The 13157-nt window shown below is 36.9% G+C and carries 15 protein-coding genes; 8 read left to right on the top strand and 7 right to left on the bottom strand.

Features of this window, described 5'->3' with window-relative positions:
- Positions 1–34: 34 nt before the first annotated feature.
- The 4 genes from EKM02_RS02885 (at position 35) to EKM02_RS02870 (ending at position 2823) form a co-directional block, all read left to right on the top strand.
- Entirely contained in the window at positions 35–802 is a 768-nt protein-coding gene (locus EKM02_RS02885) for an enoyl-CoA hydratase/isomerase family protein (RefSeq protein ID WP_126451968.1), read from the top strand.
- A gap of 262 nt (positions 803–1064) precedes the next feature.
- Positions 1065–1529 (top strand): 6-pyruvoyl trahydropterin synthase family protein, encoded by a 465-nt coding sequence (locus EKM02_RS02880; RefSeq protein ID WP_126451967.1) that lies wholly within the window; start codon positions 1065–1067, stop codon positions 1527–1529.
- A 4-nt stretch (positions 1530–1533) separates the two neighbouring features.
- A complete protein-coding gene (locus EKM02_RS02875; protein WP_126451966.1) occupies positions 1534–2286 on the top strand; it encodes a UDP-2,3-diacylglucosamine diphosphatase in 753 nt (250 codons plus the stop codon).
- 231 nt (positions 2287–2517) lie between these two features.
- A complete protein-coding gene (locus tag EKM02_RS02870) occupies positions 2518–2823 on the top strand; it encodes a superinfection immunity protein (RefSeq protein WP_126452036.1) in 306 nt (101 codons plus the stop codon).
- A 148-nt stretch (positions 2824–2971) separates the two neighbouring features.
- On the opposite strand, the gene EKM02_RS02865 is transcribed toward EKM02_RS02870, so the two are convergent.
- The 6 genes from EKM02_RS02865 to EKM02_RS02840 form a co-directional block, all read right to left on the bottom strand.
- Positions 2972–3328: a hypothetical protein gene (locus EKM02_RS02865; protein WP_126451965.1), complete on the bottom strand. Its 357-nt coding sequence runs from the start codon at positions 3326–3328 to the stop codon at positions 2972–2974.
- Positions 3329–3583: 255 nt separating this feature from the next.
- On the bottom strand, positions 3584–4852 hold the full coding sequence (locus tag EKM02_RS02860; RefSeq protein WP_126451964.1) for an MFS transporter: 1269 nt from the start codon (positions 4850–4852) through the stop codon (positions 3584–3586).
- A 10-nt stretch (positions 4853–4862) separates the two neighbouring features.
- Complete coding sequence (gene recJ, locus EKM02_RS02855) at positions 4863–6554, bottom strand: single-stranded-DNA-specific exonuclease RecJ (protein WP_126451963.1); 1692 nt, start codon at positions 6552–6554, stop codon at positions 4863–4865.
- A 106-nt stretch (positions 6555–6660) separates the two neighbouring features.
- On the bottom strand, positions 6661–7005 hold the full coding sequence (locus EKM02_RS02850) for a HopJ type III effector protein (RefSeq protein ID WP_126451962.1): 345 nt from the start codon (positions 7003–7005) through the stop codon (positions 6661–6663).
- Between the two features lie 13 nt (positions 7006–7018).
- Positions 7019–7732, bottom strand: a complete 714-nt coding sequence (gene rsmI / locus EKM02_RS02845) for a 16S rRNA (cytidine(1402)-2'-O)-methyltransferase (protein ID WP_126451961.1) — start codon at positions 7730–7732, stop codon at positions 7019–7021.
- A 77-nt stretch (positions 7733–7809) separates the two neighbouring features.
- Complete coding sequence (locus tag EKM02_RS02840) at positions 7810–8886, bottom strand: hypothetical protein (protein WP_126451960.1); 1077 nt, start codon at positions 8884–8886, stop codon at positions 7810–7812.
- A 248-nt stretch (positions 8887–9134) separates the two neighbouring features.
- On the opposite strand from EKM02_RS02840, the gene EKM02_RS02835 reads away from it, so the two are divergent.
- Positions 9135–9725 (top strand): thymidine kinase, encoded by a 591-nt coding sequence (locus EKM02_RS02835; protein WP_126451959.1) that lies wholly within the window; start codon positions 9135–9137, stop codon positions 9723–9725.
- Between the two features lie 420 nt (positions 9726–10145).
- Here the strand turns inward: EKM02_RS02835 and EKM02_RS02830 are convergent, their stop codons facing one another.
- Positions 10146–10751, bottom strand: coding sequence for a thioredoxin family protein (locus EKM02_RS02830; RefSeq protein ID WP_126451958.1), 606 nt, complete (start codon positions 10749–10751; stop codon positions 10146–10148).
- 105 nt (positions 10752–10856) lie between these two features.
- Here EKM02_RS02830 and EKM02_RS02825 point away from each other — a divergent pair, with 105 nt between their 5' ends.
- The 3 genes from EKM02_RS02825 (at position 10857) to frr (ending at position 13046) form a co-directional block, all read left to right on the top strand.
- Positions 10857–11636: a patatin-like phospholipase family protein gene (locus EKM02_RS02825; protein WP_126451957.1), complete on the top strand. Its 780-nt coding sequence runs from the start codon at positions 10857–10859 to the stop codon at positions 11634–11636.
- A gap of 68 nt (positions 11637–11704) precedes the next feature.
- Complete coding sequence (gene pyrH, locus EKM02_RS02820) at positions 11705–12412, top strand: UMP kinase (RefSeq protein WP_126451956.1); 708 nt, start codon at positions 11705–11707, stop codon at positions 12410–12412.
- Between the two features lie 70 nt (positions 12413–12482).
- Complete coding sequence (gene frr / locus EKM02_RS02815; RefSeq protein WP_126451955.1) at positions 12483–13046, top strand: ribosome recycling factor; 564 nt, start codon at positions 12483–12485, stop codon at positions 13044–13046.
- Positions 13047–13157 lie beyond the last annotated feature (111 nt).

Below are 13157 nucleotides of genomic sequence, written 5' to 3'. Positions count from 1 at the left end.
TTACTTTTTTTAACTTTACATCAAAATCCCCACTATGGTATCAGAAAACCCAATAGGTTCGCTCTTCACAACTATTGATAATAAAATTGCAACCGTTACATTTGCTCATCCTTCAAGTAATTCTTTTCCGAGAGAATTGTTAGATCGACTCACTACTGAATTCAATAATTTAAGTGCCGATCCAGCCGTTTCGGTGATAGTTATACAAAGTGAAGGCTCGGGTGCCTTTTGCGCGGGTGCTTCTTTTGATGAACTTTTAGCTGTTTCCAATGAAGAAGCAGGAACACAATTTTTTTCTGGATTTGCGCATTTGATCAATGCAATGCGTTCATGTTCCAAGCTTATCGTCGGGCGCATTCATGGAAAAGCAGTTGGTGGAGGCGTAGGAATTGCTTCCGCCTGTGATTATGCATTGGCGACAAAAAATGCATCAATAAAACTATCAGAATTGGCCATCGGAATTGGTCCCTTTGTAATAGAACCTGTCGTTTCGAAGAAAATCGGAAAAACGGCAATGGCCGAAATGACCCTCGCAGCCCATGAATGGAAAACCGCTGATTGGGCGGTAGCCAAAGGATTATACGCTAATACTTTTGAAACCATAACAGAACTGGATGCCGCAATAGCTGATTTCACTGGTAAATTATCCGGTTACAATCCAGAAGCTTTATTGGAGATGAAAAAGGTTTTCTGGGAAGGAACGCAACATTGGGATACATTGTTGCTAGAACGCGCCGCGATTTCGGGTAAATTGGTGTTGTCTGATTTTACCAGAAAAGCATTGTCCCAATTCAAAAAGTGATTTTCTCAGGATTTATTCTGAATTTATTTCAGGAGCTATTTCCTGCTGTACACTATATCTTTTTATAAGGTGAAAAAAAATCACCTTATAAAAAGGATGCCGTTTCCATCAGGGCTAGAACATTTGTGGATTATCAAATTCGGATTATAAACAAAATAATTTCATCCTATCTCCCTCCACTTTGGGGAGGGTTGGGGAGGGAAAATATTTACATCCCATTTCTCATATCAATTTGCTAAATTTGCATCAAAATTAAACTCCAATGAGCTATATCAGAATTACAAAACAATTTAGTTTCGAAACCGGACACGCCTTATATGGCTATGATGGGAAATGTAAAAATGTCCACGGACATAGTTATAAATTGTCAGTAACGGTAATTGGAACCCCAATTTCAGATCGCTCTAATGTGAAATTTGGAATGGTGATTGACTTCACGGATTTAAAGAAAATTGTAAAAGAAGAAATAGTAGATCAATTTGACCATGCGACTGTTTTCAACGGAACAACCCCGCATATCGAATTGGCAAACGAATTAATAGTTCGCGGACACCATGTTATTTTAGTAGAATACCAACCAACAAGCGAAAATATGGTAGTTGATTTTTCTCAAAGAATCATCAGAAGATTACCCGAAGGAATCACCCTTTTCTCTTTGAAATTACAAGAAACCGAATCTTCTTTCGCGGAATGGTTTGCCAGTGATAATGTGAAATCCATACTGTAACTTCATGCAATTACACAATAACAAAAAAATATATTTTGCCTCCGACCAGCATTTTGGGGCACCGACACCCGAATTGAGTTTCCCGAGAGAACAAAAATTCGTAGCTTGGCTCGACGAAGTAAAAGACGATGCTGAAGCTATTTTTCTATTGGGCGATTTATTTGATTTTTGGTTCGAATACAAAACCGTAGTTCCAAAAGGGTTTATCCGTATTTTAGGTAAATTGGCCGAAATCCGAGACAGTGGCATCCCTATTTATTTCTTCGTGGGAAACCATGATTTATGGATGGAAGATTATTTTCAGAAGGAATTGAACATTCCAGTTTTTCATGACAATCAAGAATATACTTTTGGAAATAAAACATTCCTTATTGGCCACGGCGACGGAAAAGGTCCAGGTGATTTAGGATACAAACGCATGAAAAAGATATTTACAAATCCGTTTTTCAAATGGCTTTTTAGATGGCTTCATCCGGATATTGGAGTTAAACTGGCGCAATACCTGTCCGTAAAAAACAAACTGATCTCTGGTGATGAAGATGTGACTTTTCTGGGTGAAGACAATGAATGGTTAATTCTGTATTCCAAAAGAAAATTAGAAACCAAACACTACAATTACCTTATTTTTGGCCACCGCCATTTGCCTATGAAAGTAACAGTAGGAGAAAATGCCGAATATGTGAATTTAGGCGATTGGATTACGTATTTTACTTATGGCGTTTTTGATGGCGAGAATTTTGAGATTAAAAAGTATTAAGAAATTTTCGAGTATTTTAGTATTGACCTCCTTTCTTTTTATTGCATAAAAAACTTATAAATATGCGAATGCTTCTCCGTTGACGTTTTCTTTTTTTGTATATTTGATTTAGGTAATATTTGATTGATTCGATTTTCAATCTCTATAAATTTGGCAGGATTGTGCTGATCATGTCATATCTATAAACGAGTTGGTGTACAGTTTAGTAGAAATTAATCTTAAATAGAAAATATGCAAACAATCATTATAATTTCATTAATAGCTCTTTATTTTTTACCCAGTATTTTAGGTTATAAATTAAGAAATGCGGGTTCAATAATCATTTTAAACCTTCTATTAGGTTGGACTGTTATTGGTTGGATAGTAGCTTTAATATGGTCTGTTTCAAACGATAAAAACAAGAATATTGTAGTTAAACCAACAAATAGCGCATCAAATGAATTAACCCAATTGAAAAAACTTTTTGATGATGGAGTTTTGACGAAAGAAGAATTTGACGCACAAAAAACCAATATACTTAAAAACCAATATACTTAAAAAATAATATGGAAAAATATTTAGAATTAGCAAAAAGAGAGATTGAATATTTAAAACGTGATTCCCCCAGCTGGCACGAGCGTCTCGATCGTGTCTAAAATTACAAACTGTTTATAAAAGATTGAAGTTGAAATTAATAAACCAATCCCTAATTCATTCCCTCTCCATACAAATAATCATCTAGATTTATTTTAAACAAAGTGCCTTCTACCAAATCTTTTACGGCATCTAATTCTTCCATGGAAACGGCCAAATCAATTTGGGAACAAGGTGTTTTTAGTAAAAATTTGTGGCATTTGTTTTTCAGTTCACAATCATCGCAACATCTGTTTTGGATATAGCTGTCTTCAATACAACGTTTAAATAGTTGCAGTTCCTGTTGGGTAAAATAAAAACCAATTTCTCTAAAAACCAATTGGACTTTGTCCAGTACAACGTCATTATCTTTTCTCCAGTAGAAAGCAGTGCCTAAATTGTTATGATATATTTGTTTTATTTCTTGCATGTTTCATTAGTTTGAAGCAAATATAAGTATTATTTATATTTGTTCTAAATAATAAAACATAAAAAAGTATAAAAGTTTGGTAAAATAATCTTGAGATTTTTTTAAAATAGCATGTTTAATGCCATTCTACTTTTGTAATAAACAACCGTGTAGTTTGTCATTTCGACGAAGGAGAAATCACATCAAGTTATTCAAATTGTGTGATTCCCCCTTGTCGGACACGAGTGATAGCAAACTGGCGAAGCAATGACAATATTACTCGCTCTTTTCATGTTCCTCAATATCTTTTTGCAAGTCCAGTTTTCTAAAAGTAGGGAATACAGCTCCTGTAATAAATACGGTAATCAGTGTCATGGTTCCACCAAAGACCACTGCGCTAACAGTTCCCATCAGCTTTGCGGTTAATCCGCTTTCAAAAGCACCCAATTCATTAGAGGAACCCACAAATATAGAATTCACCGCTGCAACTCGGCCTCTCATGTGATCCGGAGTTTTCAATTGCAAAATAGTTTGGCGTATCACCACCGAAATCCCATCGAAAACACCGCTTAAAAATAAAGCAGCAACTGACAACCAAAAAATCGATGAAAGTCCAAAAACGATAATACAAATCCCAAACGCAAAAATTGCCGACAACAGTTTCATACCCGCATTTTTGGTAAAAGGAATATAAGCGGATATTATTAGCATCAAAAATGCGCCAACTGCCGGTGCGGCTCTCAAAACACCAAATCCTTGAGGGCCTACTTTCAAAATATCCTGTGCAAAAATGGGTAACAGCGCTACAGCTCCTCCAAAAAGGACGGCAATCATATCTAGTGATAAAGCACCTAAAATCGTTTTATTGTTGTAGACAAACTTCACACCTTCCTTCAAACTTTCCATAATGGGTTCGCCAATTTTTGGATTCAAAATAGGTTTCGTTGCAATTTGGGTTAAAGCGATTAACGCAAAAAGTGAACACCCCAAAACGATGGACATGGACCAATGAACACCAATCCAATTGATCAAAAAACCGGCTACCGCAGGTCCTAAAACGGAACTTATTTGCCAAACAGAACTGCTCCAAGTGGCAGCATTGGGATATAATTTTTTAGGAACAATCAAAGACAAAAGAGAAAATATCGTCGGGCCAAGAAAAGCACGAACCAATCCGCCTAAAAACACGAAAAAGTAAATAGAATATAAAATAGTTTGGGTAGAAAAGTCTTTTATAAAGGGTGGCCATGTAAATAAAAACAAGCCCAAACTAATAATTGAAAATCCTAATATGCATTTAAATAGCAATCCTTTTTTCTCTTTTTGATCGACTATATGTCCGGCAAATAAAGCCATTGAAATGGCTGGAATAACTTCCATTAATCCGATAATTCCTAAGGACAACGGGTTTTTGGTTAAACTGTAGACTTCCCATTCAATGACGATAAATTGCATCGACCAGCCAAAAACCATAGCAAAACGCAATAACAAAAAAATATTGAATTCTTTATACCGCAGTGCCGAATACGGGTCTTTTTTTTTCATAACAAAATAATCATTCTTTAATATCTCGCAATCGCAATTGCAAGCTTATTTTACCTTTCCATTCGTTTTCATCAATGCAATAGACCGCTTGAAAAGGTTTTTGATGCGTAGTCAGTTCCATTTTGTCACCTAAATTAAAACCAATTGCAGCAATCCCCTCGGAATTATTTTGTTTGACAAAAAGTTTTAGGTGTTCCTGATCTTGACCCATAGGTTTTCCATAACCAGTGTCTTTGATGTTTTTAGTCAGGAAAATTGGCGTCATATTTTGTGGTCCGTACGGTTCAAATTGTTTCAGAATCCGGATTAATTTTGGAGTAATATCCGCAAAATCAATCTCGGCATCAACTGCAATTTCGGGTGTCAACATATCCGAATGAATGGTTCTTTCCACTTCTTTTTCGAAAGCTTCTTTAAAGACTTGATAGTTTTCTGCCGCCAATGTCATTCCCGCAGCATACATGTGACCGCCAAATTGTTCCAAATATTCTGTACACGCTTCGAGTGCATTATACACATCAAATCCTTTTACGGATCGTGCCGAAGCAGCATATTTATCGCCACTTTTGGTGAAAACAAGTGTTGGACGGTAATACGTTTCAATCAAACGGGAAGCAACAATTCCTATTACTCCTTTGTGCCAATCTTCTTGAAAAACTACGGAAGTAAAACGTTCTTTTTCATTATTTTCCTCAATCTGTTGCAACGCTTCTTTGGTAATTAATTTATCTAAATCTTTTCGTTCAGAATTATATGCCTCAATTTCAGAAGCAAATTGTTGGGCTTGCTCAAAATTAAATTCGGTTAGTAATTCTACCGCATGATTGCCGTGTTTGATCCGTCCGGCAGCGTTTATTCTGGGAGCGATGATGAAAACAACATCGGTAATGTCTAAGGTTTGTTTTTTTATCTGGTGAATGATGGCTTTGATTCCTGGTCTTGGGTCAGTGTTGATGACTTGCAGTCCAAAGTAAGCCAGCACCCGATTTTCTCCGGTCATCGGAACGATATCAGCGGCAATGGCAGCCGATACTAAATCCAGATACGGAACCAAATCCTCAATTGTCTGGTTTCGGTTGACACCCAAAGCCTGAATCAATTTGAAACCTATTCCACAACCACACAACTCATCATAAGGATAATTACAATCATCACGTTTTGGATCGAGAACAGCAACGGCTTCAGGCAGAGAATTTCCTGGTCTATGGTGGTCACAAATGATAAAATCGATGTTTTTTGCTTTGGCATACCCCACATGATCAATGGATTTTATACCACAATCCAAAGCGATGATAAGTGAAAATCCATTGTCATCAGCAAAGTCAATACCTTTGAATGAAATGCCATAACCTTCTCCATAACGATCCGGAATGTAGGTCGCCACGTTTGGATAATAGGTTTTTAAATAGGAAGAAACGAGAGAAACTGCGGTGGTACCATCGACATCATAATCGCCAAAAACAAGAATATTTTCTTCGTTTTCAATCGCTTTTTCGATTCGGGCTACTGCTTTTTCCATATCTTTCATCAAGTACGGATCGTGCAAATCAGCTAAACTCGGACGAAAAAATCGTTTGGCATCTTCAAAAGTTTCAATGCCGCGTTGTACTAATAAAGTGGCCACAAAATCTTCTACATTCAATGCTTTCGCCAAATGTTGAACGGCATTTTCGGAAGGTTTTGGTTTTAGGGTCCAACGCATATTGATTAGGAATTATAAAATTGTATTAGGAATTTTGTCAGGTCGAGCGCAGTCGAGACCAACTGATGTGTCTCGACTGCGCTCGACCTGAGATCGGATTGTAATTTTATTTTGAAACCAAAGCACTTCCGTAAAATGCAATTCCATCCCATCCGGTTTTCATGAAATTGCGGATGTTTTGGTGATCTGTTCCGTTTGGATTTTGCAAAACATCTTCGTAATAATACGCTCCAAAACAGGCTAATGTTGCTGCTTCTGATAAACTTTGAATTTCAGCGAAAGCAAACAACTTGCAAGATCCTGAATTTTCTCCAGCTGCATTGTGTTGCAAACCATTCTCAAATGCCGTAGGAGTAAAATCGTAGTTATCTTCAATTGTTGCGATGGTTTCTGCAAACGTGATCATTTCTGGCGTTTGCTTTAATTTATCTATAAAGGATTCTAAATTCATAGTTTTTTATGGGTTATTCTTCTTCCGAAAATTTACTTTTTTTAGGTTCTTTAGTGATAGTTTTTCCACTGATCACGACGACAATTTCACCTCTTGGCGCTATTTTATTAAAATGATCGACCACTTCTTTCACGCTTCCGCGAACATTTTCTTCGTGTAGTTTAGATAATTCTCTAGAAACCGATATTTGGCGGTCTTCACCAAAAAAGGTAATGAATTCCGCTAAAGTTTTTACTAATTTATGTGGAGAAACATATAAAATCATCGTTCTGGTTTCTTCTGCCAACGCTAAATATCTAGTTTGCCGTCCTTTTTTATCAGGTAAAAAACCTTCGAAAACAAATTTATCATTGGGTAAACCGCTGTTGACTAATGCCGGAACAAACGCCGTTGCACCCGGTAAACATTCCACATCAATTCCGTTTTCAACACAAGCGCGGGTCAGTAAAAAACCAGGATCAGAAATCGCTGGCGTTCCTGCATCTGAGATTAAGGCGATATTTTCTCCGGCTTTTAACCTCGAAATTAAATTCTCGATGGTTTTGTGTTCGTTGTGCATGTGATGGCTGTACATGTGAGTGCCAATTTCGAAATGCTTTAACAATTTTCCGCTTGTACGCGTATCTTCGGCGAGAATCAAATCGACTTCTTTAAGAATCCGAATCGCCCGAAAAGTCATATCTTCGAGATTGCCAATAGGCGTAGGAACGATGTATAATTTTGACATAGATAAAATAATTAAATACAAAATTTAAAGAAAGTCTGTATTTGTTCAAATGTATATTCAGAACAATTCAAGGCGATTTACAAAAATTTTTTCTCTATAATATCCATAAAACGTTCTTCATACTCTTGTTTTCCTTCCCAGTTCTTATAGTCCGGTTTTACCATTTCCTGGATAAAATCTCTGGTTTCATAGAAGGTATCAAATGTGATTAATTGATTTAAAACGCGGTTGTAATCTTCGCTGCTGTTTCCAAAAAGATGTTTTATAAAAGCAATGCGGTCATTTAAATCGATATTGATTCCTTTGGCTAATTTTTCGTTCAGCGAAACTATTTTTGGCTCTACTTTTTCGGTTGGTGCTGCGGGAGTACTTTCTGATTCCGGTTCTTCAGGTTGTAGATTTTCTTTTGGAGTTTCAATAACTATTGCTGTTGGAATGTTATCTACTTGCTGTTTTTTTACAAAAAGCGTGTCGTGATAATTGCCTCCTAATAAATCCTCAAAAGAGATTTGGACCGCTTGCGCTTTCTTTGGCATTTCCAATTCCGTCTGCGTTTCTTCTTCCTGTGATAATTCAAAAGCAGGTTCAAAAGGCGCTTCCGGTTCTGCTGTCTCATCCACCGCTTCCGTTTCCGTAGCAACAACTGTTTCGCCGACTACCATTTCCTCTTCTTTTTCATGCTCCTCAAGTAGCGCTTCGGCTTGCTCTAAAGGCATTTCGATAGTTTTCTCAGCAGCTGCTTCCTCAATAATTATTTCCTCTTCAGGAATTTTATCAGCTTCAGTTTCTTGGACTTCCACGGCACTTTCTTCCTCCGTTGCAACTGGATCCGGTTCCTCTGAAGGAGTTATTTCTTCGGTTTGTTCCAAAGTCGTTTCTACTGTTTCTTCAACTATTGTTTCTTCTAGTACCGGAACTGTTTGTGGTTGAACGGAATCAGTTGTATCAAAAACAGCTGCGATTTCTCTGCTGATTTCCGTTATACCAATGGTTGGTTTTGCTTCACTGAAATGTTCTTCCACAAATCGTAAGACAGAAAGTTTTTCGTATAACTTCTGTGTTTCCAGATATAATTGATTGATATCAGATTTATTTTTTAGCTGTAATATTCTGTGTGCAATGCTGATTAAATCGGCTTCCAATTTTTTTTTCATGTCTGTTGAAATTATAGGGTGTTAAGCGGGTCTTTTTTGATGCGTTTTCGTATTCCGTTTGATATCGTCCCAAGAAAAGGGAATCTTTGTGAACACGATTTTTATTTTTTTAAATAAGTGCTCTCGAATCTCCCATTTGATATAAATTTTATACTTTTGAAACGACGTAAAAGTATACAATTTTTAAGTCGGTTTCTTTATTATAAAGCAATAAAAACTATTCATTTTTTAAGTCAGAAAAATACAAAATGTTTCTCGAAAATACAGTAAATCATAAAGAACAATTTGGTTGGATCGAAGTCATTTGTGGCTCCATGTTTTCGGGTAAGACCGAAGAATTGATCCGTCGTTTGAGAAGAGCGCAATTTGCCAAGCAAAAAGTCGAAATTTTCAAACCAGCAATCGACACCCGCTATGATGATGAAATGGTGGTCTCTCATGATGCTAATGAAATCCGTTCTACGCCCGTTCCCGCTGCCGCAAATATTGCAATTTTGGCACAAGGTTGTGATGTAGTGGGCATTGACGAAGCACAGTTTTTCGATGACGAAATTGTCAAGATCTGTAACGATTTGGCCAATCAGGGAATCCGTGTTATCGTGGCCGGATTGGATATGGATTTCAAGGGAAATCCTTTTGGCCCGATGCCTGCTTTAATGGCAACTGCTGAATATGTAACCAAAGTCCATGCCGTGTGTACCCGCACGGGAAATCTCGCGAATTACAGTTTCCGCAAAACCGACAATGACAAACTCGTCATGCTGGGCGAAACCGAAGAATACGAGCCATTGAGCCGTGCTGCGTATTATCATGCGATGCGGAAAGATCAGGAGAAGTAAATCCTCTCCCCTTCTTAATTCCATTTTTTTCTGAAATTCCCAAGTTAGATAATTCACATACGAATAGGTTTTATTTAAATCCAATAAATTAATGTCTGTTATCACAACTATTCCTTTTTAACAAAACTACAAAAAAAGGATTCTCGTGGAATAACTTTGTTAAATTGATTCCTGCTATAACTGGCAAATAGAATTTAGTCTGCACGGTTAAACTATATTTGAGACCAATAATCCTAAATCTGCAACTCTGATAGCAATAAAACAGGTGTTGTGGTATCAATAACTTGATAAATATCAGATATTTTTTTAAATATTGGTTTAAGACATGCTACCATAAAAGTACATGCCTGACTCCCAATAATCACTTTTTAAACAAAATAGGTTAGACTATTCAAAATTTGATGCGTATTGACTTAAAAATTACACCTCTAAATTAACCATCAAACCAATCAACTCGTTTTGGGTTGTTATCCCTTTATCGTGCAAATACCAGAGTTGTAAGTTGGTTTTTAAAGTTTCGTCAATAACGCCAAATTCTTTTTTATAATCCGCAACCAAATCAGCAGCAGCTTTAGGTCTTGGTCCCCAACTACCGAGTATAGCGCCTGTTGTTTTAGCGACAACGATCAATATAGGAATTGATTTTTTTTTGTTCGTCAGATATAAGTTCATTAGTTCTTCATTTTCATCACGCAGCACAATTCTCAAGTCAATTTTGCCAGATTGCACTGCCATTGTATTCATGATTGGCAACAACTGAGCAGCATCTCCGCACCAACCTTCTGAAATTACCACCCAAATGTTTTCACTTTTTAGATTCTTTAACTTAATCTGATTTTCTTCCGTAATTGTAATGGTTTTGTCCAAACGATGCATACGGGTTTCATTCAGGGTGCTATACTGCGTCAAATTTTCGGATTGTTCCTTTCCTGTGGATTTTCCTTCCAATATTAAATCTGAAATAAGTTTTCTGTAATCGGTATAGGAATGACTGTTAAATAATGCTTTAGCTACAGGAATTTTCATAATACGTAAGTTGTTTACACAAAGTTAGCATAAAATTGGCCTATAAAGATGACTTATATCAGTTTCAATTCTACAAAAAGTGTATTTTTATCCTAAATTACAAAGATGGATTTAAAAACAAAATCGATAGGATTAGTTCTCTCCGGAGGCGGTTCTAAGGGTATTGCTCATGCTGGCGTGATCAAATTTTTAGAAGAAAAAAACATCCGCCCGTCTCAGATAGCGGGTACGAGCGCAGGTGCTATTGTTGGTGCAATGTATGCCTGGGGAAAGACACCGGAGGAAATTCTGGAGTTTTTCAAGTCGATCTATCTTTTTCATTGGAAACATTTGACCTTTAAAAAGGCGGGGTTGATTGATTCAGAATCCTTCAAAAGTTATTTTCATACTATTTTTGGAGAGGCTGTTTTGGGCGATTTAAAAATTCCAATTCAAATTACAGCTACCGATATGGTTCGAGGAAAACTAAAAATATTTGCCCCCGAAACAAAAATTACAGATGCTGTTTTAGCTTCCTCGGCGTTTCCGGGTATTTTGTCCCCTTATGAAATAAAAGGAAGCATTTATAGTGACGGAGGGATCCTAAATCATTTTCCAACAGATATCCTGCAAGGACAATGCGATACCCTGATTGGTGTTTACGTGAGTCCTATTCAAAAAATAGACGCCAAAGATTTGAATACGATCAAAGCGGTAACGACTCGGGCTTTTGATATTCTTTCGGCAAATTCTAATATGCATAAATTTAACATCTGCGATTGGATCATAGAACCAAAGGATTTATGCCTGTACAGTACGTTTGAAACCAACCGAATTAAAATGGATGCCGTATTTAACATTGGCTATGAAGCCGCAAAAAAATCGTACGAAAAACTAAATTTATAAAATTTAAATAACGCATTTTTTAGAAAACAGAATATGTCTATATTTGCACCAATCAACTCAACACACACATGAAATACAAAAGAATTCTTCTTAAACTAAGTGGAGAAGCTTTAATGGGCGACTTGCAATACGGAATTGACCCAAAAAGACTAGCTGAATACGCTGACGAAATTAAACTAATTCATGATAAAGGAGTAGAAATAGCGATTGTAATAGGTGGTGGAAATATTTTTAGAGGAGTTGCCGGAGCCAGCGCAGGAATGGACAGAGTGCAAGGAGATTACATGGGAATGCTGGCCACTGTGATCAACGGAATGGCCTTACAGGGTGCACTGGAAGAAAAAGGAATGAAAACCCGTTTGCAAACGGCGTTAAAAATGGAATCCATTGCGGAACCCTATATCAAAAGAAGAGCAGACCGCCACCTGGAGAAAGGAAGAATTGTAATTTTTGGAGCCGGAACAGGAAATCCTTATTTCACAACAGATACCGCAGCCGTTTTACGGGGTATTGAGATCAATGCTAATGTGATTCTAAAAGGAACTCGCGTGGATGGTGTGTATGATTGTGATCCGGAAAAAAATCCATCTGCCGTGAAATTCGAATTTATTTCCTTTGAAGATGTCCTCAAAAAAGGATTGAATGTAATGGACACAACCGCTTTTACATTAAGCCAGGAAAATAAATTACCAATCGTGGTTTTTGATATGAATAAAGTAGGCAATTTATTAAAAATCTGCGAAGGAGAAAACATAGGAACCGTAGTAAATATATAGTTAATGGTTCCTGGTTATAGCTTTTGGATTGCTCCAAATTTCTAAAACCCAAAACCCAAAACCTAAAAAAATGACTGAAGAAATTGAATTTATATTAGATAGCACCAAAGAATCCATGACCGGTTCTATTGCGCATTTAGAAAAAGAATTTTTGAATATTCGTGCCGGAAAAGCATCTCCTGCCATGCTGGGAAGTGTTTTTGTTGATTATTACGGATCCGCAACACCGCTTTCGCAGGTATCAAAAATAAGTGTACCTGATGCCAGAACAATTACGTTACAACCTTTTGAAAAAAACATGCTGCACGTGATTGAAAAAGCAATTATGGTGGCCAACATTGGTTTTAACCCTATGAATAACGGCGATGTAATTATCATCAGTGTTCCTGCACTAACTGAGGAGAGAAGACGTGATCTTGCCAAACAAGCCAAAGTTGAAGCCGAAGACGCTAAAGTGGGTATCAGAAATGCCAGAAAAGATGCTAACACTGAGATCAAAAAATTAGAAAAAGAAGGAACATCAGAAGACATTTGCAAAAGTGCCGAAGAAGAAGTTCAAAACTTAACCAATAGTTATATCCGTAAAATAGATGAACTTTTAGTGGTTAAAGAAGCTGAAATCATGAAGGTGTAATTCCCTTTCAAATCCTATTAAAAATCCGTTCGCTTAGGGGAACGGATTTTTTTATTGTTATTTTTGCGGTACCAAAATGAGATTATACCCGTTTTGCAGTAAACCCTATTT

The organism is Flavobacterium sp. RSP49 (assembly GCF_003968735.1).
Classification (GTDB): Bacteria; Bacteroidota; Bacteroidia; order Flavobacteriales; family Flavobacteriaceae; genus Flavobacterium.
This window is presented reverse-complemented; position numbering and strand designations above follow the sequence as displayed.